The 21,590-nt window shown below is 63.9% G+C and carries 15 protein-coding genes; 6 read left to right on the top strand and 9 right to left on the bottom strand.

Translation table 11 applies throughout. From position 1 onward, the window contains the following. Positions 1-157 precede the first annotated feature (157 nt). Positions 158-664 carry a YciE/YciF ferroxidase family protein gene (locus V1288_RS21600; protein ID WP_334358966.1) on the bottom strand — a complete coding sequence of 169 codons (507 nt, stop codon included), beginning with the start codon at positions 662-664 and terminating at the stop codon, positions 158-160. Positions 665-1,052: 388 nt separating this feature from the next. Here V1288_RS21600 and V1288_RS21595 point away from each other — a divergent pair, with 388 nt between their 5' ends. Together V1288_RS21595 and V1288_RS21590 are read left to right on the top strand one after the other, a co-directional pair. Beyond that, complete coding sequence (locus V1288_RS21595; protein WP_334358965.1) at positions 1,053-2,108, top strand: lysylphosphatidylglycerol synthase transmembrane domain-containing protein; 1,056 nt, start codon at positions 1,053-1,055, stop codon at positions 2,106-2,108. Between the two features lie 97 nt (positions 2,109-2,205). After that, positions 2,206-4,197 carry a hypothetical protein gene (locus V1288_RS21590; RefSeq protein WP_334358964.1) on the top strand — a complete coding sequence of 664 codons (1,992 nt, stop codon included), beginning with the start codon at positions 2,206-2,208 and terminating at the stop codon, positions 4,195-4,197. Positions 4,198-4,298: 101 nt separating this feature from the next. On the opposite strand, the gene V1288_RS21585 is transcribed toward V1288_RS21590, so the two are convergent. Both V1288_RS21585 and V1288_RS21580 read right to left on the bottom strand, forming a co-directional pair. After that, the gene (locus V1288_RS21585; protein WP_334358963.1) at positions 4,299-4,907 is read right to left on the bottom strand and encodes a DUF2147 domain-containing protein; all 609 of its coding nucleotides are present in this window, start codon (positions 4,905-4,907) and stop codon (positions 4,299-4,301) included. A 123-nt stretch (positions 4,908-5,030) separates the two neighbouring features. After that, positions 5,031-6,059: an NAD(P)/FAD-dependent oxidoreductase gene (locus V1288_RS21580; protein ID WP_334358962.1), complete on the bottom strand. Its 1,029-nt coding sequence runs from the start codon at positions 6,057-6,059 to the stop codon at positions 5,031-5,033. A gap of 161 nt (positions 6,060-6,220) precedes the next feature. Between V1288_RS21580 and V1288_RS21575 the strand changes: the two genes are divergently transcribed. After that, the gene (locus V1288_RS21575; protein WP_334358961.1) at positions 6,221-6,676 is read left to right on the top strand and encodes an acyl-CoA thioesterase; all 456 of its coding nucleotides are present in this window, start codon (positions 6,221-6,223) and stop codon (positions 6,674-6,676) included. Positions 6,677-6,771: 95 nt separating this feature from the next. On the opposite strand, the gene V1288_RS21570 is transcribed toward V1288_RS21575, so the two are convergent. Together V1288_RS21570 and V1288_RS21565 are read right to left on the bottom strand one after the other, a co-directional pair. After that, positions 6,772-7,092: a 2Fe-2S iron-sulfur cluster-binding protein gene (locus V1288_RS21570; protein ID WP_247516240.1), complete on the bottom strand. Its 321-nt coding sequence runs from the start codon at positions 7,090-7,092 to the stop codon at positions 6,772-6,774. Between the two features lie 139 nt (positions 7,093-7,231). Next, positions 7,232-7,609: an Hpt domain-containing protein gene (locus V1288_RS21565; protein ID WP_334358960.1), complete on the bottom strand. Its 378-nt coding sequence runs from the start codon at positions 7,607-7,609 to the stop codon at positions 7,232-7,234. Between the two features lie 390 nt (positions 7,610-7,999). On the opposite strand from V1288_RS21565, the gene V1288_RS21560 reads away from it, so the two are divergent. Further along, positions 8,000-13,294 carry a hypothetical protein gene (locus tag V1288_RS21560; protein WP_334358959.1) on the top strand — a complete coding sequence of 1,765 codons (5,295 nt, stop codon included), beginning with the start codon at positions 8,000-8,002 and terminating at the stop codon, positions 13,292-13,294. 304 nt (positions 13,295-13,598) lie between these two features. Continuing rightward, positions 13,599-16,262: a putative bifunctional diguanylate cyclase/phosphodiesterase gene (locus V1288_RS21555; RefSeq protein WP_334358958.1), complete on the top strand. Its 2,664-nt coding sequence runs from the start codon at positions 13,599-13,601 to the stop codon at positions 16,260-16,262. Between the two features lie 27 nt (positions 16,263-16,289). Here the strand turns inward: V1288_RS21555 and V1288_RS21550 are convergent, their stop codons facing one another. From V1288_RS21550 to V1288_RS21540, 3 genes are all read right to left on the bottom strand, one after another. Next, entirely contained in the window at positions 16,290-17,195 is a 906-nt protein-coding gene (locus V1288_RS21550) for an MlaD family protein (protein ID WP_334358957.1), read from the bottom strand. A 116-nt stretch (positions 17,196-17,311) separates the two neighbouring features. Continuing rightward, a complete protein-coding gene (locus V1288_RS21545; RefSeq protein WP_334358956.1) occupies positions 17,312-18,082 on the bottom strand; it encodes an ABC transporter ATP-binding protein in 771 nt (256 codons plus the stop codon). Positions 18,083-18,084: 2 nt separating this feature from the next. Further along, a complete protein-coding gene (locus V1288_RS21540; protein WP_334358955.1) occupies positions 18,085-19,218 on the bottom strand; it encodes an ABC transporter permease in 1,134 nt (377 codons plus the stop codon). Positions 19,219-19,362: 144 nt separating this feature from the next. Between V1288_RS21540 and dgcA the strand changes: the two genes are divergently transcribed. Beyond that, entirely contained in the window at positions 19,363-20,358 is a 996-nt protein-coding gene (gene dgcA / locus V1288_RS21535; RefSeq protein ID WP_334358954.1) for an N-acetyl-D-Glu racemase DgcA, read from the top strand. Here dgcA and V1288_RS21530 read toward each other — a convergent pair. Continuing rightward, positions 20,328-21,527, bottom strand: a complete 1,200-nt coding sequence (locus V1288_RS21530; RefSeq protein ID WP_334358953.1) for an MFS transporter — start codon at positions 21,525-21,527, stop codon at positions 20,328-20,330. The two genes, dgcA and V1288_RS21530, sit on opposite strands and share 31 nt — an antisense overlap. Between the last annotated feature and the right edge of the window lie 63 nt (positions 21,528-21,590).

The raw sequence follows: 21,590 nt of genomic DNA, 5'->3' as shown, positions 1-21,590 counted from the left end.
TCTTGGGGGCAACGCCTGCTCAGCCGCGTCCGTTTCAGCAAGACATTTCGTTAACGATCGAAGTGTGGAAGTGTGAATGTGGCCAATCGCTCCGGCACGAAAAATTGCCGCGTGGGAATTGTTCCCGCGCGGCGTTTTGTCTCAACTGCGCGAACGATCAGCTTGCGGCGCGCAGATTGACCATGCCTTCCGCCAACGAGGTCAACTTCTTGTCGACCGTCTTCTCCTCGTCGAGCGTCTTCTGCAGGATGGTGGCGCAATCGTTGCGCCCGAGTTGCCGCGCCCACGCAATCAGGCTGCCGTAGCGGGTGATCTCATAATGCTCGGCGGCCTGGGCTGCGTTGATCAGGGCTGCGTCCAGCACGGCCTTGTCAGCGATCTCGCCCGCGACATCATCGGCTTCCTCGATGATGCCGTCGATCGCCGGGCAGTCGGCCGCCTTCACCTCGGCGCCATGCATGCGGAATATTTCTTCGAGGCGCTGCACATGCGTCTTGGTTTCATCGAGATGGCTCAAAAAGCCCTGTTTGAGCTGCTTGTCGGTGGCCTTTTCGGCCATTTTTGGCAATGCCTTCACGAGCTGCTTTTCGGCATAGTAGATGTCCTGCAATTGATGCACGAACAGGTCATTCATGGTCTTGATGTCTTTGGTGAAGAGTCCCATTGCGGTCCTCCTTTGTGTTGGGAACAGGAAGGCCGTCAGGCCTTTTCCTGGCCCGGCCGCGCTTCATGTTCGGTGTTGATGAGAGCTAACCGGCTCGTAAAAGGGATGTTCCTGAAGGCCTCGAATACGCCGCGATGGAACGGATGGAACGATGCGGCAAAAACAGCCCGCGGAACGGACCTCATTGCGACTCAAAATCGTTAATGCGGCGACATATGTAGGGCATATGACAAAGGCGACGAACGACGCCAAAAGGCAGGCTTGTCAAGGGGCTGCACAACGGCGTGGTTTTGGCTTATGGGTTGCGCGCACGGTGCCTCTTGCCGTCGACTGTCATCTGTCGTGACAGGCCTTATCTCGTTACGTTGCCGCCCCGCCGGGAGGATGAATGCATCGGCTGCTGACCGCGCTCGGGCGTGGCTTCAAGAAGAAGATCGGCTGGAAACGGCTGGGAATCGCTGCGAGTCTCCTCATCATCGGTCTTGCGATCACCCACCTGGTTCAGACCCTCAAGGGGGTCGACACCGGGGTTATCCTGACTGCGCTCACCGACATCGCCCCGCATCGGATCGCGCTGGCCGCGCTGTGCGTGGTGGGCGCGTTTTGCACGCTGACCTTCTATGATTTCTTCGCGTTGCGAACCATTGGCAAGACGCACGTCCCCTATCGCATCGCTGCGATGTCGAGCTTCACCAGCTACACCATCGGCCACAACATCGGCGCCACCGTCTTTACCGGCGGCGCGATCCGATTCCGGATCTATTCCGACTATGGCCTGACCGCGATCGATGTCGCAAAAATCTGCTTTCTCTCCGGCCTCACTTTCTGGCTTGGCAATCTGTTCGTGCTCGGCTGCGGTATGTCCTGGCATCCCGAGGCGGCGTCCTCGATGGACCTGCTGCCCCCGGCGATGAACCGGCTGATCGCGATCGGCTGCCTTGCCGGCATTGCCGCCTATTTCGTCTGGCTGCTGATGGGCGAGGGTCGCCGCGAACTCGGGCAGAACGGCTGGAAGGTGGTGCTGCCGTCCGCCCGGCTGACGCTGCTGCAAGTCTTCATCGGCGTGGTCGATCTCGGCTTCTGCGCGCTGGCAATGTATCTGTTGATGCCGACCGAGCCGCATATCGACTTCGTTTCGCTGGCGGTGGTGTTCATCCTGGCGACGCTGCTCGGCTTTGCCAGTCATGCCCCCGGCAGCATCGGCGTGTTCGACGCCGCGATGCTGGTGGCGCTGCCGCAGTTCAGCAAGGAGCAGTTGCTGGCGACGCTGGTGGTGTTCCGGATCCTGTACTTCCTGATCCCGTTCGGCATCTCGATCTGGATCATGGGGACACGCGAACTCTGGCTCAGTGTGCTGCAACCATGGCTGGATCGGCGCCGGCTTGGCGAAGCCTGCACCGCCAAGGCCCGGGTGCGCCCCCCGATCAACGGCCGGCAATCCTGAGGCTGGTAACGGCGTCGTTATCTGCGCCGTCTGGTCTTTTGAGGCAGAGCTGCCTCATTCTCTTATTTCTGCCTTACCGCTAACGTCAAACGACGCCATGGCTGGAATTCTCTTACGTTCGGTGATGTCGGTCGCGCTGGTTGCCGGCGCGCTGGTCGGCGTATTCACGCCGGCCGCGCAAGCCCAGACCGCCGGCGGCTACGGCCCGCTGCAGATTTCCTGGGAGGTCCGCAACCGTTTCCGCCTGTTCCGCGAGGAGCGGGATTTCCTGCTGCACGCCGAAACCGCGCGCGGCCGCAGCGTGCTGGCCACGGAGCAGGTGCTGGCAATCCAGAGCGACGGCCGCGGTTGGGCGCGCAACACCGTGAACCGGCTCTGTATCGATCTGGCCGGCCGCGTCAACGAGCCCTGCACGCGCGACAACGTCAAGGAAAGCTACCTGACGCCGATCGATCATCCGATCGTGGCCCGGCTGACCGGCCCGGTTCCGGTCGGCGCCACCTGCGCCTGGACGCTCGACGACGGCGACGGCCCGCAAACCTCCACGTTCGACTGTGCCGAACCTGTCAATGTCCGGGTCCGCTATGGCCGCACTACGGTGGCCACCGTCGATGTGTCCAGTTCGGAGGGCAGTCAGCGCGTGTTCACCGAGATCGCGGTGCGCGACATCTTCATCGCCGGCCTCGGCGACAGCGTCGCGTCCGGCGAGGGAAATCCGGACCGGCCGATTGCGCTGGCCGATGAAGGTTTTTGCTTCCGCTCCTACCTCGGAACGGCCGCCGCGCAATACTACCGGCCGAGCCGCGCCGGTTATAAAGGCGGGCGCGCATGCGAGGCACCCGACACGCTGCCGGTCTGGCAGCGGCAGAGCGCGCTCTGGTTCAATCCTGCCTGCCACCGCTCGCTCTACAGCTATCAGACCCGGACCGCACTGGCGCTCGCCGTGCGATACCCGCATATCGCGGTGACCTATCTGCCGCTGGCCTGCACTGGCGCCACCATTTCCGACGGGCTGTTCGGCTCGCAGCGCGCCCGCGACTGCCTGCCGTCGAAATCGGGCGGTGCGTGCCAGGGCACCGTCAACGGTCAACTGGCCGAACTGCGCGAAGCGGTCACCGCGGCGAAACGCCGCCAGCCGGATCGCAACCTCGACCTGGTGCTGCTGTCGGTCGGCGCCAACGACATCTATTTCTCCGGCCTCGTCGCCGACGTGATCGTGGACACGGCGACTGAACGTACGCTGTTTCGGCGCAGCGGCGTGATGGCGTCGGTGGACGATGCACGATCGGCGATGACGCGCGACCTGCCGCAGGGCTTTGCAAAACTGCGCGAGGCGCTGAAGCCGCTGGTCGGCGGCGACCTGTCGCGGGTGGTCTACACCTCCTACGCCAATCCGACGCTGTCGAATGGCGGCGCACCCTGCCCCGGCGGACGCGCCGGCTTCGACATTCATCCCTCCTTCAACGCCCAGCCGCAGCGGCTGGCCGCCGTGTCGAACTTCGTCGAAGGCGAATTCCTGCCGCAGTTGAGAGGGTTGGCGCGGTGCGAGGGCGGCATCCTGTGCCGCAATCCGAGCGCCGACCGCATGACCTTCGTCGATGGCCATCAGGCCAGTTTTGCCAGCCACGGCTTCTGCGCACGCGCCGAAAGCGATCCCGAATTCGATCGGCAGTGCTTCTCGGCGACCGGTGACAGCTTCGATCCCGATATCGTCTCGGCTGCCAACCAGCCGATGCTGTGCGGCCGCAGCGCCGGCGAGTACCGCGCCTATCTGCCCCGCGCGCGCTGGATCCGCGATGCCAATGACAGCTACTTCGCGGCGATGACCTACCCGCAAGGCCTGCCGACGTCGCAACAGCCCTCCGATATTCATGACGCGACCTGGGGTGTGCTGTCGGCGGTCTATGGCGGCGCGGTGCATCCGAGCGCCGAGGGCCACGCCGCGATGGCGGATGCCGCCGTGCCGGCCGCCGCCGCCGTGCTGCAGCTCGATGCGACGGTGCCTGAAGTCACGTCGCAGCCGGTGCCGCCGATACCGCTTGCGCCGGACGCGCCGCGTCCACCACGCAAAGCCGGCGGACTTTATTAGCCAGAGCGTTTTCTAGCGAAGTGGGGACCGGTTCGCGTCAAGAAAACGCGTCAAACAAAAACCTAGAGCCCCGTTCCGATTCCATCGGAACGGAAAAGGCTCTAGCGCGCAGGTGCAGGAACCGGTGCTGGCGCAGTGGTCTTCTTGGGCGCCGCCGGGGCCTTTGCCGGACCGGCAGGCGGCTTCATCGCCGCAGCCTGCGCCGGCAGATATTTTGCGATGATCGCGGGATCGACCTGCGCCAACGCCGTATCAGGCAGGCGAGTCCAGACCTCATCCCTGCCCAGCAGCGAGATGCCGAGATAGCCACGCATCGTCAACGTCTGCCCGTCGGGGCTCAGCGTCATCTTGGCCTTGTAGATCTTGCCATCGCGTGGATCGAGCACGTTGCCATTCTCGTACTTCAATCCCTCGCGCTTCATGTCGCGGATGAAGGAAAGCCCGAGCCACGGCGCATCCTTTCGATCGTCGGTACATTTCGAGCAGATCGGGTTGGGAGCATCGCCGGGCTCAGGAAAGAATTTGGCGAACACGCCTTCGAAGCTGCCGTTGCGATCGACCACCAGAAACCATCCGACCGTCTTGCCCTTCTCGACCTTCTCCCACAGCCCGGCCGCGGAAAGTTCCGCCGGCTGCGCAGCGAGTTCACCGGCAAATACGAGCCCGATCACGATCGGAAGTATCAGTTGAAATCCGCCCAGCTTGCGCATCGCCATCACCTGATCAATTCGCTAAATGAATGGCCGCAGACTAAGGCCATTTCGCGGACGGTTCCAGTAACGATCGTCGCGCCCCGACAAGGCTCGGCGAGCCCAACTGGCATGTTTTGGGAATCAGCTGACCCCGAGCTTCTTCTGCAGGCTCGACGACGAGGTCGTGTACTGGAACACCAACCGCTTGTCCGGATACACGTAGCGGTGCGCCTTCTGCGCCATCAGTGCGCCCTCGTGGAATCCGGACAGGATCAGCTTGAGTTTGCCGGGATAGGTGTTGATGTCGCCGATCGCGAAGATGCCGGGAACATTGGTCTCGAACGCCGCGGTGTCGACCGGAACCAGATTGTTCTCGAGCGCAACGCCCCAATTCGCCACCGGGCCGAGTTTCATGGTCAGCCCGAAGAACGGTAGCATCGTATCGCACTCGATCTTCGAAATCGCGTTATCGTTGCCCTTCATCATCGCTGCGGACAGCTTGCCGCCGGCGCCTTCCAGCGCGGTCACCTGACCGATCTTCAAATCCATCTTGCCGCTCGCCACCAGCGCACGCATCTGTTCGACGCTGTGGGGCGCAGCGCGGAAATCATCGCGCCGGTGCAGCAGCGTCACGCGCTTGGCGATCGGATGCAGGTTGAGCGTCCAGTCGAGCGCGGAATCGCCGCCGCCGACGATCAGGATGCTCTTGTCGCGGAATTGCTCCATCTTGCGCACGGCATAAAATACCGAGGTGCTTTCATAGGCCTCGATGCCCGGCACCGGCGGACGCTTCGGCTGGAACGAGCCGCCGCCTGCGGAAATCACCACCACCTTGCACTCGAACACCTGGCCGGCATCAGTCGTGACGCGAAAGCCGGGATCGCCGATCTTCTCGATCGTCTCCACCATCTCGTTGAGATGGAAGGTCGGATGAAACGGCTTGATCTGTTCGAGCAGCGCCTCGGTGAGACCCTGGCCGGTGACGAAGGGAATGCCGGGAATGTCGTAGATCGGCTTTTCCGGATAGAGCTCGGCACACTGGCCGCCGATTTTGTCGAGGATGTCGACCAGATGCGTCTTCATGTCCAACAAGCCAAGTTCGAAGACGGCGAACAGGCCGCACGGACCCGCGCCAATAATCAGCACATCGGTTTTGATCGCTTCGCTCATATCAGCTTCTTTTCGGTTGAACCTGGCGGGAAGGCCGCATCTGTCTAGCCAAGGCAGGGCCAACAGGAAAGCCATAATATCGCGTTCCCGGTCGCGGCAACCCCTTGCCGCCATTCGACAAGTGGGTTGTAAGGGAACGAGATTTTCGGAGATGGCCCCCCGTGAACGCCCCCTTGCGTCCCGACGCGACCCCGCGCCTGGAAGACTTTCCCTATCGCCTGTCGGACAATGTGAGGTTTGCCGACCTCGATCCCAACCAGCACGTCAACAACGCGGTTTACGCCACCTATTTCGAAACCGGCCGCGTCACGCTGATGAAGGACCCCAGCTACGGGCTGATGCCGGACGGCTTTGCCTGGATCATGGTCCGCCTCGACATGCATTTCCGCGCCGAATTGCGCTGGCCCGGCACGATCGAAATGGGACTGGGCGTGGTCAAGTTCGGCCGGACTTCCGTCACCTTCGATCAGGTGGTGTTCTCCGAAGGCAAATGCGTCGCTTCAGCGCAATCGGTATCGGTGCTGCTCGACGAAGCCACGCGCAAGCCGACGCCGTTGACGCCGGAAATCCTGGCGAATTTTCAGCGCTGGATTCGCCGCGGCGCAAAGCCGATATGACGCGCGCGGCGATGTTGGCGGCATGCAGAATATCCGGTCGATGATTATCTCGCGGAGACCGCCAACGCCCGATCGCGCTGAATGTTTTCCGGACTTCAGGCCTGCCGCTCCGGCGTCGACACCACGAGGCCGTCGAGGTCGTCGCTCACCTTGATCTGGCACGACAGGCGCGAGTTCGGCCGCACGTCGAAACCGAAATCCAGCATGTCCTCTTCCATCGGCGTCGGCGCGCCGACCTTCTCGCGCCACGGCTCCTCGACATAGACATGGCAGGTCGCGCAGGCGCAGGCGCCGCCGCACTCGGCTTCGATGCCTGGAATGGCGTTGCGAATCGCGGCTTCCATCACGGTCGCGCCGTTCTCGACTTCAATGGTTCGTTTTTCGCCGGTATGGTCGACAAAGTGGATTTTGGCCATGATCGCTCGTACTGCCGGAATATGTAAGGAAGGTCCCGGCAGTCGTATAACGGGTCGATCCGCACAGCGCCAGCGGTCGGGACGAAAACCTTAACGCAGCACTTTACCGCCATTTGGCCGATACGGACCGCTGTTCCGCTCAGGAACGGTGCAGAACCGCCTCGATCGCTGCCCGCGCCTCTTCAACCGCCTCGCCAAGCTCGGCGAGCGCAGCGGACGCATCGAGGCCTCTGGCGATGACCGCCTCCAGCCGGGATGCGGCATCGGCGACGGCAAACGCGCCGATCGCGCGGGCCGAGCCCTTAAGCGTGTGCGCCAGCGCGCTGGCATCCGCAGGTATGGCGGCGAGCGTGTGCATGAGCGTTGTCGATTGGGCCAAGAACATCGTCAACACCTCCTGCTCGATGGCGGCATCGCCGAGCGTCATGCGTTGCAGATGGTCGAAATCGATCGGCCCGTCGCCGGGAGCCAGCGGTGGCGATGGCATCCATTCTATCCGTTCGAGATGAAGCGGCATGGCCCAAGTCCCGATCGCCCCACTGCACTGATTCTTCCCGGGGGATCCTGGCCAGCCAATCACGACTGCGGTTAACGGAACGTTCTCAGAATTTGCCCCAACTTCGCCTTGTTTTTGCCGACAACTCGCCTCGATCGACAATCCGGTTCCAGAAATTTGTGTATCCTTAAGGCCTTAAGGAACAAAGCTGTTAACGATGATTAAGAATGTCTTAATCGCGGCCATTTCATTCGTATCGCTCAACCAATAGGATGTTTGCGGACGTGTGCGGACAAGCTGCCGGCGGGGCACGCTTGCGGTCCGCGGGGGTTTATGAATCCAGCTTCGAGCTTGCGGGCGTTTTTGCAAGAACGGCTGGGCGCGTAAAAATTTAAGAGGGCTCGGACTGACATGGCGAACAATCCGAAGAAGGTCAAAGATCCCACTGAAGTCGCGCTCTCCGCCATTCAGGAGGCGCTCAACATCGGCGATACGAGCGTCGACACCAACCGAAATTCGATCGGAGGCGAGCTCTCGCCGCCGACCATGCCGTCCGCCGCGCCGTCCTATTCCGAAGCGCCGTTCGACACGCGCGGAAGCACAGAACGGCAGGCGTTCGATTCGATCGAAGAGCCGCGCAGCCCCCGTCGCGCCGCCAATGATGATCGCGAAACCATCGGACAGATTCTGCAGGCGATCCAGAAGAACCACCCTGCCCGCAGCGTCTACACGCTTGCCAGCGTGTTTGGCGCCGTCTGGGTGCTCGGTTGCGGCCTGCTGACGGTCAGCTTCCTGCCCGCGCTGCAGGCGGCAATCGGACAGAGCGGCGGCGTCCTGGTGCTCGCCGGTCTCGCAGCGTTGTTCTTTGCGCCGGTGCTGCTGTTCTATTTCCTCGCCAGCCTTGCCTGGCGCGGCCAGGAAATGCGGATGATCGCGCAATCGATGGCGCAGGTCGCGATCCGCTTCTCCGAGCCCGAGGGGGCCGCCGCCGATTCAATGGTGACCGTCGGTCAGGCGATTCGCCGCGAAGTCGCCGCGATGGGCGACGGCGTCGAGCGCGCGATCGCGCGCGCCGGTGAACTGGAAACGCTCGTCGCCAATGAAGTCGCAGCCCTTGAGCGCGCCTATTCCGACAACGAGGTGCGGATCCGCGCGCTGCTGCAGGACATCGCCCATCAGCGCGACAATCTGGTCGGCCAGGCCGAGCAGGTTCGCAGCGCCATTTCCGGCGTCCAGATCGACCTGCGCCACGACATCGCACTGATCTCGGACGCAATCGCCTCGCGCGTCGACGAGGTCGCCAAAAGCATCACCGGCGCGCTGGAAGAGCGCGGCCAGCACATTACGAGCGCGCTCAGCCATGCCGGCGACAACATGATCCTCGCGCTCGGTGAGCGCGGCGGCGACCTGCTCGACCGCCTGGAAGAAGCCAGCGCCGAGACCACGCGCGCCGTGCTCGACGCCTCCGAGCGGCTGACCACCAGTCTCAACTTCAAGACCGGCCACGTCCACGACGAGTTCGTCGATCTCGCCGATCGCGTCCACGAGATGCTGAACGAACGCATCGACCGCATCACCGGCGAATTCGAGCAGCGCTCCTCGACCATCGTCGACGGCATCTCCGACCGCACCGAGCAGGTCCACGACTCCCTGAAGAACTCCTCCGACTCGCTCTTGCTCGAGCTCGAGCTGCGCTCGGGCGATCTCGTCAGCAAGATCGACGATGCCGGCAACCGCCTCGCCAGCCGCATCCTCACTTCCGGCGACAAGGCCAGCGACGCACTCGACGTAACCGTGAACACGCTGGTCGCCAAGGTGATCAGCCAGACCGAAAACGCGCATGACAGCCTCGCGCTGCAGATGAGCGCCTTTGACGAGCTGGTGAAGAACCAGGGCGGCGAGCTTGCGGAAAAGTTCGCCCGCGACAGCGGCACGCTCGGCGCGCTGATCACGCGCCACATCTCGGAGTTCGATCGCACCGTCAAGACCTTCGGCGGCGAGATCGTCGAGCGTATGGGCGCGCGCACCCAGGAGATCAGTGACAGCCTGAAGAACTACGTCGACACTTTCGACACCCGCCTGGTATCGAACAGCGGCGAGATCACCGCTTCGCTCGATCAGCGCCTGCTGCAGTTCGAAACCACCCTCAGCACCCGCGTCAGCAACCTCGACACTTCGCTCGACAACAAGCTCAAATGGTTCGATGAGACCGTCGACGGCCGTCTGCAATCACTGGAGACGACGTTCGACACCCGCGCCAAATCCGTCACCGAAACCATCGACAACCGCCTCAGCACCCTGACGGGCTCGCTGACCGACGGCGCGGCGCAGGCGATCCAATCGATCGACCAGCGGCTTAGCCTGCTCACCTCCTCGCTGACCGAGGGCACCGCGCAGGCGATTGCGGCGGTCGACCATCGTATTGCCAACGTCACCGAGACCCTCGACGGCCGCAGCGCCTATCTGACCGACACCATCCAGGCGCGGTTCCAGGAAATTCATCAGGGCATTGAGACGCGGGTCGGCGATATCGCCAGTGGACTCGAGACACGGGTCGGCGGCATCGCCAGCGGCATGGAGACGCGGGTCGGCGCCATAGCCACCGACATCGACACCCGCGTTACGCAGTTCGAGGATCTGCTCGGCTCGCGCATCGAAGCCGTGGCGGGCCGGATCGAAAGCAGTGGGCGCCAGGCCAGCGAAGACCTGATGTCGCGCGCCGAAATGCTGTCCTCCGGCATCAAGTCGCATGTCGAGGATGCCGAGCGTTCGCTGACCAATCTCGTCGTCAACACCGCCGAGACCATCCAGACCGGCGCGCGCTCCGCGCAGCAGGCGCTGCTGACGGTTTCCTCCGATGTCGGCGCACAACTCAAATTGACCTCGGCCGAGGTCGAAGCCTCCCTTACCGCCGTCGGCACCGGCGCGGCCAATTCGATCCTGACCAGCGCCCAGGAAGCCCAGACCACACTGGTGTCGGCCTCCTCCGACGCAGCCGCGCAGATCAAGTCCCTCGCCGCCGACGTCGAGCGCACGCTTTCGGCCGCAGGCGACGCCACGGCCGCATCGGTTCTCGCCGGCGCGCGCGAGGCGCAGACCACGCTGGTCACCGCGTCCGCGGACGCCGCAAGCCAGGTCAAGTCGCTCGCCGCCGATGTCGAGCGTTCGCTGTCGATCGCCGGTTCGGCAACTGCCGAGGCCGTCACCGCAGGCGCCCGCGAAGCCCAGAGCACGCTGGTCGCCGCCTCCGCGGAGGCCGCCAACCAGGTCAAGTCGCTCGCCGCCGACGTTCAGCGTTCGCTCTCGATCGCCGGTACGGCGACCGCCGAGGCGGTCACGGCAGGCGCCCGCGAGGCCCAGAGCACCCTCATGAACGCGTCCACCGAGGCATCGAGCCAGGTCAAGTCGCTCGCAGCCGACGTGCAGCGTTCGCTCTCGATGGCCGGCAACGCCACCGCCGAGTCGATCACGACGGGCGCGCGCGAAGCGCAGAACACGCTCATCACGGCGTCGACCGAAGCCGCCAACCATGTCAAGTCGCTGGCGATCGATGTCGAACGCACGCTAACCGCGGTCGGCGCCGAGACCGCCGCCTCCATCCTCGGCACCGCGCGCGAAGCCCAGAGCTCGTTTTCCGCGACCTCCGCCGACGCCGCAAACCAGATCAAGGCGATCGCCGCCGACATGGAGCGTTCGCTCGGCGTCATCACCGCCAGCACGACCGACACCATCCAGACCACGGCGCAGAACGCGCAGAGCGCGCTGGTCGCCGCAACCAACGAGGTCAGCACCAAGGTCAAGTCGACTTCGGCCGATATCGAGCGTTCGGTGCTCGCCGCGAGCAGCAATTTCGGCTCGACGATGACCGGCAAGACCGACGAAATCGTCACCTACGTTCAACAGCAGACCGACCGTCTGGCGCAGATCGTCGACAGCCGCCGCGGTGCGCTGGTCGAGGCGCTCTCTTCCAGGACCACGCAACTAACGACCGACATCGACCGCGTCACCGCCGACGCCCTGAAATCGATCGAGACCCGCGGCCAGGCGTTCTCGCAATCGATGTCGACCCACGGCTCGGAAGTCGCGCGCACGATCACGTCCGCCGGCGACATGGCCACCGGCGCGGTGGCGAAGTCGCTGAAGGACCTCGAGCAGTCTTCGCGCTCGGCCATCGACCAGTCGCGTCAGGTGTCGATCGCTGCCGTCACCGAAATGCAGGAAACCAGCAAGATCCTGCGCACCGATACGGTGGCGCTGTTCGAGCGGCTGCGTGAAGGCAACATCCTGCTGCAGGAAGTGCTGACCGGCGCCCACGACAATCTCAACTCGCTGGAGCGCGCGCTGGTGACGCGCGTGGCCGACTTCGTGTCCGCCATGAACGACGTCACCGCCCGCAACGGGGTCGCCACGCAGACCCTGGAAGACCAGCTCACCGTCTTCAACAGCAAGACCACCAAGGCGCTGGAGGATCTCGGCGCATTGTCGAGCGAGTTCGAAAAGCACGGCAAGGAGCTGGTCGAGGCAGCCGGCGTGGTCGAACAGGCCAACCGCTCCACCTCGAGCTCGGTCGCCGACCGCAAGTCGCAGCTTGAATCGCTTGTGACCACCATCGACCTGCGCACCACCGACCTCGACCAGCGGCTGTCGCGCTTCACCGGCCTGCTCGACGAATCGCTCGCCGCGGCCGAAGAGCGCGCCCGCGATATCGCGCGCGTGGTCGCGGAAACCGCCGGCGCCGGCTCTGCGGCGATCAGCCGCCAGTTCGAAGCGGTGCGCACTGCGGCCGAAAACGAACGGCAGCAGACCCTCAATGCGATGAATGACCTGTACCAGCAGAGCACCCATGAAACGGATGCGATGTTCAAGGAGTCGACCGAGAAGTTCGGCGCGATGGTGCAGGCCATGAAGCAGATGGCCGCCGAGATGCATAACGAACTCGAGGCGACCCGCAACGAGCTGCGCCGCGGCGTGCTCGAGATGCCGCAGGAGGCGGCCGACAATACCGCGCAGATGCGCAAGGTGATTGTCGACCAGATCGAGGCGCTCGCCGAGCTCAACCGGATCGTCGCCCATCACGGCCGCGGCCTCGATGTCGTGACCTCCGCTCGGGCCAGCGTGCAGCGCCAGGAGGAGCCCGTGATGGCAACCGCCGCCGGCCGCAACGAGGTACGCATGCGCGACGCCGGCAGCGCATCGACGCTGCCGCCGCCGGATCTCGGCATGCCGGCCCCGCGCCGCGCCGAAGCCCCGCCCGTCTCGCCGGCAAGCCAGGATGCCGGACGCGGCGACGGATGGCTGTCCGACCTGCTCCACCGCACCGACGCAGGTGCGGGACAGGCTCCCCGTGGCCGCCTGCCGCAGACCCCCGCCAATCCGCTGGAGTCGCTGTCGCTCGACATCGGCCGGCTGATGGACCGCAACCTCGCCGCCGAAATGTGGGACCGCTATCAGCGCGGCGAGAGCAAGGCGTTCTCTAAACGGCTCTACACGCCGGCCGGCCAGAAGGCGTTCGACGAAGTCGCCCGCAAATATCGCGCCGACCGCGGCTTCAAGCAGACGGTCGACCGCTATATCGCCGAGTTCGAGCGGCTGCTCGACGAAGTCGCCCGCGAAGATCGCGGACCGCAGGCGCTGCGCGGCCACCTCACCTCGGAGACCGGGCTGGTCTACACATTGCTCGCGCACGCGGCGGGACGGCTGGGGTAAGCAACCAGCGACTGGCGACATAAAAAAACGGAGGCACCGATGCCTCCGTTTTTATATGCGGTAGCCGTGATGCCCATGCCACGTCACGTGGACGTGGCTTCCGCTGCGAAATCCCATTCATGAAATTGTGCGTCCGTAAAACCACGGTGTTCCGCGAAACGCGGGCTGATGATTTGCCGGATTCCGGCGCTTTTCCGTGAGGAAAATGCGGTTTGGCGCGGATTAAGCTCATTGCTACCAAGTGTTTTTACGAGAGATTCTTGATTGCGGCATAGCTTGCCGTCTCGTGACGGGACGAGATGGCATGAACTTCATAACCAGGGCGCGTAGCTTGTTCGCCGTCGGCGAATGCACAACGCCGCACGGCCGCGCGCTCGTCAGCGAGCAATTTCGCATCCTCACCAACCAGGTCCCGATTCTTTATGCCGTGCTGCTGCTGGACAGCATCAGCGTCGGCTTTGTCCTACCTTCACCGGTCAATGGATGGCTCAGATTCACCCTCCCCGGCGCGCTTCTGACCATTAGCGTCATTCGCATGATCCAGTGGGTCAGGATGCGCGGGGTCGAACTCACGCCGGATGAGGCCTATCGGTTTCTGGCACGGATGCGAATTCTTTCCGCCGCGTTGCCCGCCGGATTTCTCATCTGGACCCTGGCGCTGATCGAAGCCGTGGACCCCTCGCTTCGCGCACCGATCTCGCTGCTCGTATTCATGGGCTGCATCGGCGCGGCCTATTGTCTTGGCATTTTCCCGGCTGCGTCGCGGCTGACGCTGTTCATTGCAGGACTGCCGCTCGCGTTGCGCTTGCTCGCTTCCGGAGAACCGCTTCTGGTTTGCATCGGCATCAATCTGGGCCTTCTGCTGGTTCTGTTCGTCCGGATGATCAACACGAATTTCGGCAATTTCGTCCGGCTGATCGAAACTCAGGCGAGACTTGCCGAGGAAGGAGAGCGTACCCGGGCCGCGCATACCTATCTGACGGAAGCCCTGGACGTTGTCCCCGAAGGACTGGCAATATTCGACAGGGACGACCGGCTGGTTCTGTGGAACCGGCAATATCCCAGGCTCTATGCGTCCAATGCGGCGGCCATCGTTGAGGGCGCCCGCTTCGAAGACATTCTTCGTGCTGGCCTGGCGCATCGTCAATACGCCGACGCCGTTGGGCGCGAGGACGAATGGTTTAGGGAACGCATGGCCCGCCATGCCCTGCCGCAAAGCTACCACGAGCAACAACTGCCGGGCGACAGATGGACCCGAATCGAGGAGCGGCGGACCGCGGACGGCGGCAGCATCGGGATTCGTGTCGATATCACCGACCTGAAACGCAGCGAGGCTTCGTTCCGGCTGCTGTTCGAAGAGAACCCGTTGCCGATGTGGGTAGCGGACGCGAGTACGAGGCGGCTATTGGCAGTCAATGCCGCGATGTGCAGCCATTACGGCTATCTGAGCGAAGAACTGCTCTCGATGTCCGAGCACAATCTCAGCGCAGACGGTTGCGCGCCGGCGGAGCTGGCCCGGACACTGCAGGAACCCGTCATCCACAAGACTTCCCGAGGCGACCTGATCGAAGTCGTGATTGAATCGCGGCCTCTGCTCTATCAGGGCAAGGCCGGGATCGTTTCGGTGGCGTTCGATGTGACAGAGCGCAACCGCGCCGAGCAGAAAGTCAGATACCTGGCATCGCACGATCTTCTGACCGATCTGCCCAATCGTGCCGCGTTCGACGCGCGCCTTTCCACGTTGATGCAGCATACCGGAGACGCCGGCGGCAACTTTGCGGTCCTTTGCATCGATCTGGATCACTTCAAGGAAGTCAACGACCTGTTCGGGCATTCGACGGGCGATGCCGTGCTGCAGGAGGCATCCCGAAGGCTGCGCCAGGCCGCCCAGGGCGCCTATGTCGCGCGCGTGGGCGGCGACGAATTCATTGCCATCACCGAACAGGTGCCGTTGCCGGGAGCTGCAGAACTCGTGGCCGGCCGAATGCGCGACGCGTTCAGACACGCGATCGAGATCGACGGCCACGCGCTGGACATCGACCTCAGCATCGGCGTGGCGCTCTACCCGCGCGATGGTGACACCCCTGCATCGCTCTTGGCCAATGCGGATGCGGCGCTCTATCGCGCAAAGAATGAGGGGCGCGGGACAACGCGCATCTTTACCAGCGCGATGGACCGGCAGTTGCGCGAGCGTCGTGCCATGGAGCACGATCTTCGTTCTGCCGTCGAGAACGGCGAACTCTATCTCGAATACCAGCCGCAGCGCCACAGGGACGGCAGGATCAACGGATTTGAGGCGCTGGTGCGCTGGCAGCATCCGCTGCGCGGTCTGGTGATGCCCGGAGAATTCATTCCGGTCGCCGAGGAGAGCGGGTCGATTGCGAAGATCGATGAATGGGTCCTGCGGGAGGCTTGCCGGCAGGCGGCGTCATGGGACGAGAGCGTGCGCATTGCCGTGAACGTCTCGGCCGCCCAGTTCCGCCGCGAGAATCTGGAGGATCAGGTGCGCGCGGCGTTGCGCGACAGCGGCCTGCCGCCATCCCGGCTCGAGCTGGAAATTACCGAGGGCGTCCTGATCGAGGATATCTCGCGTGCGAGCCAGACCCTGAAATCCCTCAAATCCCTCGGCATCATGATCGCGCTCGACGATTTCGGGACCGGCTACTCGTCATTGTCCTATCTGCAGGCGTTTCCGCTCGACCGGATCAAGATCGACCGCTCCTTCGTCGCCTCACTCGGCTGCAGCGCGCGCTCGTTGGCAATCGTTCGGGCCGTGATCGGGCTCGCTCATGGCTTCAACGTTCCGGTTCTTGCCGAAGGCGTCGAGACCAACGAGCAGCTTACGATCCTGATGCGGGAGCGATGCGACGATATGCAGGGCTATTTGATCGGACGCCCGCACAAGGCTGAGCTATACGCCGAGTACATGAAAGCCGATGCAGGCGCCCGGCTCAAGACCGCGAGTTGATAAGGCTTCACGCGAGGTTTGCGGCCCTTACTGCCGTTTCTGCCCGTTCGGCGGCTTCGGAGCTGCCGCGGTCGGTGCCGGCCTTGGCGAGGCTGCCGCGGTTGGCGCGGGCTCGGCCGCCTGAGCATTGCCTCCGCCGAAGATCACGCGGGTCGGGTTACGGTCGAAATTGTTCACGGCGCGGCTGATGTCGGAGAGGGTGCGGCGGCCATCGGCCATCAGCGCGCCGGATCGCTTGTCGAAATCCTCCGCGAGTTCGCGGATCGACTTCACCATGAGATTCAATTCGCCGCCGGCGGCGCCGCCCGCGATCGTGTTCAGCCCGAGCATCAGACTGTCGGCCTTGCCCATCACGCCGTCGACCCTGAGCATGACGTTGTCGATCTTCTCGGAGTTGCGCGCGAGCGCGGCCGTGAAGGTTTCGAGATTCCGCAGCGAGTTCTTCACCGACTCCTGGTTGTCGGCGACAAGCCGGTTGACGTTCTGCAGCGTGGCGCGAATCGACTCCGTCACGTCCTGCAGCGCGCTCGGGTCGGCGGTCAGCATCGGCACGCCGTCCTCGTCGAGCGGCACGGCAGGCGCGGTCTCCTCACCGCCCTTCAGCGAGATCGCCGCGACGCCGGTCAGTCCTTGGAATTCGAGGCCGACAAGCGTGTCCTTGCGGATCGGGGCGTTGTTCTCGACCATCGCCAGTGCGACCACCCGCCGCGGGTTGTCGAGCTTGACCGAGACAACCTCCCCTACCCTGATACCGTTAAAATTGACGCTCCCGCCGTTGCGCAGGCCCGACGCCGGGCCTTCGAACACGATGCGGATCGGGCTGCGCTGCTTGGTGGTGTGAAGGCTCTGAAACCACAGCACGAAGCCGAATGCGGCGGCGATCACCGCCAGCGTGAAGGCCCCGATCAGGACGTAATTCGCCCGCGTTTCCATAACTCAAGGTACTCCGAAACCTGGGTCCGTTCAGCTTTGCCGATCAGACCTGTCATTTATCGCTTGTTTGAGCATGATCTCATCAAAAACCGGTGCCCGTTTCGTGATCATGGTCTCTAGCCCATGACCGCGCGGGCGCGCTTGCCGTGGAAATATTGCCTCAGCCAGGGATGCTGCGAGGCCTGCATGTCGGCAATCGATCCTGCGGCAATGATCTTACCGTTCCCTAAAACCGCGATACGGTCGCAGGCCGTATAAAGGCTGTCGAGATCATGGGTTACCATGAAAACCGTCAGGCCCAAAGTACGCTGCAGGGTGCGCACCAGCTCGTCGAAATCCCCGGCGCCGATCGGATCGAGCCCGGAGGTCGGCTCGTCCAGGAACACCAATTCGGGATCGAGCGCGAGCGCGCGCGCCAGCGCCACGCGCTTGACCATGCCGCCGGAGAGTTCGGACGGATAGCGGTCGGCAACCTCGGGCCGCAGGCCCACCATGCCGAGCTTGGCCACCATGATCTCGTCGAGCAGCCGCTGCGAGACGTTGAGATATTCGCGCACCGGAAACTGGATGTTCTGGCGCACCGTGAGCGAGGAGAACAGCGCGCCCTGCTGAAACAGGATGCCCCAGCGGCGCTCGACGCCGCGGCGCTCCGCGGCACTCGCCGCATCAAGGTCGACACCGAACACCTCGATACGTCCGGCGATCTTGGGCACCAGGCCGATGATCGTCCGCGTCAGCACCGACTTTCCAGCGCCCGAGGGACCGACAAACCCAAGAATCTCGCCGCGCTTGACGTCGAGGTTGAGCCCGTCGAGCACGCGCGTTTTGCCGAATTGCACGGTGATGTCGCGAACCCGGATAATGGCGTCGGAAATCTCGCCCGCCATGGTCACATTCCGATCGATGCGAAGAAGATGGCGAACACACCATCCATCACGATCACGAAGAAGATTCCCTTCACCACCGAGGACGTCGTGTGCTGGCCGAGCGACTCGGCGCTGCCCTGCACGGCCAGCCCCTCGACACAGGCGACGATGCCGATCACGGCCGCCATCACCGGCGCCTTGATAATGCCGACGATGAAATGGTCGATCGAGATGGCGTCGCGCAGCCGCAGCAGGAAAGCTTCCGGATCGACGCCGCCATAGAGCCACGCCACCAGCCCGCCGCCGTAAAGCGCTGCCATCGCGCCCAGAAATGCCAGGATCGGCAAAGCCAGCACCAGTGCCAGCATCCGAGGCAGGATCAGGACCTCGATCGGGTCAAAACCCATGGTGCGCAGCGCGTCGATCTCCTCGCGCATCTTCATCGAGCCGAGTTCGGCGGTATAGGCCGAGCCCGAGCGACCCGCCACCATGATCGCCACCAAAAGCACGCCGATCTCGCGCAGCACCAGCACGCCGAGCATGTCGACCACGAAGATGTCGGCGCCGAATTTGCGGAAATGGAAAATGCCCTGCTGCGAGATGATGCAGCCGATCAGGAACGTGATCAGCACCACGATCGGCACCGCGCGCCAGCACACCTGCTCCAAATGGTGGATGGTCGAGGTCAGGCGGAAGTTGCGAGGCCGAACGAGGACATGGGCGGCCGCTGCGAGCACCGCGCCCAGCATGTCGATCAGCCCGATCAAGGTGCCGCCGACGCCGGCCACGCTGCGGCCGATCTGTTCCAGCATGCCCGTGATCGTCACCCGGTCGGTTTCGACGATCGGCTCGGCCTTCACGCGGCGCACCTCGTCGACCAGGCTCGAATAATTGGCCGAAAGCCCGGCGATCTGGGCCTCGATGCCGCCCTGGGTCAGGCTTCGCCGCAGCCGCTCGATTAGCCAGGCGCCGAACGTGTCGAGTTTTGACACCTGCGAGACGTCGATGAAGATGTTGGGCCTGGTGCCGCTGAGCTTCTCGGCCTCAGTGACCATTCGTTCCAGCACCGGCGCAAAGCGGGCCGTCCACGCACCGGTCGCGCACAGCGCCAGCCCGTTGCCCCTGGCCATCCGCTCCAATGTCGGGTCGCCGCTCACGATGCCCACCCCTTAAGGCCAGTACGTGACCTATGCAAAACGCCTGGGTTCCGCACGCCGTATTGCCTTGTCGAATCTGTCCCTAACCAGCCATAGTTGGTAGCAGCGGGCAAGCTTGCGGTTCAGAAAATTGCAGATTTTAAAATGACTTCCAGCCTATCTCGAAAGCTTGCCGTCAGCATCGAGCGCTGGCCGATTGCAGGCGCTTTCACCATCAGCCGGGGCGCCAAGACCGAAGCCGTCACGGTTGTCGCCACCGTCAGCCATGACGGTGAGAGCGGCCGCGGCGAATGCGTGCCCTACGCCCGTTACGGCGAGACCCCGGAAGCAACACTTGAAGCCCTTAACGCGATGCAGGAACCGCTCGCGAAGGGACTGGACCGAATGACCCTGCAGGCGGCGATGCCTGCGGGCGCCGCGCGGAACGCGCTGGATTGCGCACTGTTGGACCTCGAGGCCAAGAGCTCCGGCCAACGGGTCTGGACCCTGCTCGGCCGGCCGGCCCCTCGCCCTTGCACCACCGCTTTCACGATCTCACTGGCGACGCCGGACGCCATGGCGGCAGCAACTGCGAAGGCCGCGCACCGGCCGCTCTTGAAGATCAAGCTCGGCGGGGACGGCGACGACGCGCGGATATCAGCGGTCCGCAAGGCGGCCCCGGAATCCGAACTGATCGTGGATGCCAACGAAGCCTGGACGCCGGACAATCTCGAATACAATTTGGCCGCCTGCGCCAACGCCGGCGTGACGCTGGTCGAACAGCCGCTGCCGGCCGGGCGGGATGAGTCGCTGGCGCACATCAAGCGAAGGGTCGCGGTCTGCGCCGACGAAAGCGTGCATGACCGCGCATCCCTTGAAGGCCTTCGCGCGCGCTACGACGCCGTCAACATCAAGCTCGACAAGACCGGCGGGCTGACGGAGGCGCTCGCCATGGCGGATGCCGCGCAAGCGCTCGGCTTTGAAATCATGATCGGCTGCATGGTCGCGACGTCGCTGGCGATGGCACCGGCCACGCTGCTGGCGCAGCAGGCCAGATTCGTCGATCTCGACGGTCCGCTGCTGCTGGCGCGTGACCGCGATGGCGGGCTGCGCTACGACGGCAGCCTGGTCTATCCGCCGGAAGCCGCCTTGTGGGGCTGATGCGATAGCCGGTCCCGCGCCAGCCAGACCACCAGCCCTCCCGAGGCTGCCATGACAGCCATCACGTAATAGATGCCCTGACCCCAGGTCTCGTAGATCGCGCCTGACGCAATCGACGCCAAGCCGGCGACGATGCCGCCGCAGGCGGTCAGATAGCCCTGCGCGCGCGCCATCACGTGGCCGGGCACGTGATGCAGCATCAATCCCATGATTCCGACCTGGGTCAGCCCGAAGCTCAGCGCATGCGCGAGCTGGACGATCGCGAGTATAGCCAGCGGCGGGTCCTGCGCCGTAATCACCCAGCGCGCGGCGGCGCTTAGTGCCGCGATCACCACCAGCATCGCCGGCTGCAAGGTGAACCGCGGCGACAGCGCGAACAGCACGATCTCGGCAATCACGCCCAGCACCCACAGCGTTGCGATCGTCAGCCCGTCATATCCCGCTTGTTGCCAGGCAATCGATGCGAAAATGTAATAGGCGGCATGGCTGCCCTGGATCAGCGCCGACGCCACGATAACAGCGAGAAAGCCACTGTCGCGCAGCAGCGCGCCCACGCCGCCAGTGCCCGGGCGAGCGGTCCTGCTGTCATCCAGCGGCTGCAGCGCGAGGCTGGCCAGCGCCCCGATCGCGGCCGAGCCAGCAATAATCCAGATCAGGTTTCCGGCGGCGATGAGGTCGAACAGCACCCCACAGACCAGCGCGCCGAGGACGAAGGCGGCCGAGCCCCACAGCCGCAATGGTCCGTAGTTGAGGCCATAGCGCTTCACGCCCCGCAACGCATAGGCATCCGTCAGCGGCACCATGGGCGTCCACAGGCAGCAGGTCAGGGCGTAGATCAGGAACGCCAGCACCGGCAGATGCTGGGTGCCCAGGATGGAAAAGCCCAAAGCGGTGGCAAACGCCGTCACGATGATGGCCCCGCGCAGGGCCTGGCGCCGTTCCGCAAGGCCCGTCACCAGTGGTAGCACCGTAAACCGCGTCACCGGGGGAACGGCCGTGATCAGCCCTATCCAAAACGCATCGATTCCGACCGCCTTCAACCAGACCGTGAAAAACGGCAGGTGGGTGCCGGTCATGCCGAACAGCGTGCCGTAAAACAGCGCCACCCGCGTCGCGAAACGCCTGGATGCACCTTGAGAAGCTGTGGGGATTTGTGATTCGCTCTGCATCAATTCAATTGCGATTCGGGCAATATCGTGTTGTTTCGTTATCGCAATGCGCGCTGATTTGCG

The organism is Bradyrhizobium sp. AZCC 2176 (assembly GCF_036924645.1).
GTDB lineage: Bacteria > Pseudomonadota > Alphaproteobacteria > Rhizobiales > Xanthobacteraceae > Bradyrhizobium.
Note: the sequence above shows the minus strand (reverse complement) of the source record. Positions and strands in the feature narration are given on the sequence as shown.

Bases quoted from the DNA above. Each gene is read 5' to 3' on its own strand.
- dgcA (WP_334358954.1), top strand. From the start codon at position 19,363: ATGACTTCCAGCCTATCTCGAAAGCTTGCCGTCAGCATCGAGCGCTGG.
- V1288_RS21545 (WP_334358956.1), bottom strand. From the start codon at position 18,082: ATGGCGGGCGAGATTTCCGACGCCATTATCCGGGTTCGCGACATCACC.
- V1288_RS21550 (WP_334358957.1), bottom strand. From the start codon at position 17,195: ATGGAAACGCGGGCGAATTACGTCCTGATCGGGGCCTTCACGCTGGCG.
- V1288_RS21585 (WP_334358963.1), bottom strand. From the start codon at position 4,907: ATGCGCAAGCTGGGCGGATTTCAACTGATACTTCCGATCGTGATCGGG.
- V1288_RS21565 (WP_334358960.1), bottom strand. From the start codon at position 7,609: ATGCCGCTTCATCTCGAACGGATAGAATGGATGCCATCGCCACCGCTG.
- V1288_RS21570 (WP_247516240.1), bottom strand. From the start codon at position 7,092: ATGGCCAAAATCCACTTTGTCGACCATACCGGCGAAAAACGAACCATT.
- V1288_RS21590 (WP_334358964.1), top strand. From the start codon at position 2,206: ATGGCTGGAATTCTCTTACGTTCGGTGATGTCGGTCGCGCTGGTTGCC.
- V1288_RS21555 (WP_334358958.1), top strand. From the start codon at position 13,599: ATGAACTTCATAACCAGGGCGCGTAGCTTGTTCGCCGTCGGCGAATGC.
- V1288_RS21530 (WP_334358953.1), bottom strand. From the start codon at position 21,527: ATGCAGAGCGAATCACAAATCCCCACAGCTTCTCAAGGTGCATCCAGG.
- V1288_RS21580 (WP_334358962.1), bottom strand. From the start codon at position 6,059: ATGAGCGAAGCGATCAAAACCGATGTGCTGATTATTGGCGCGGGTCCG.
- V1288_RS21595 (WP_334358965.1), top strand. From the start codon at position 1,053: ATGCATCGGCTGCTGACCGCGCTCGGGCGTGGCTTCAAGAAGAAGATC.
- V1288_RS21600 (WP_334358966.1), bottom strand. From the start codon at position 664: ATGGGACTCTTCACCAAAGACATCAAGACCATGAATGACCTGTTCGTG.
- V1288_RS21560 (WP_334358959.1), top strand. From the start codon at position 8,000: ATGGCGAACAATCCGAAGAAGGTCAAAGATCCCACTGAAGTCGCGCTC.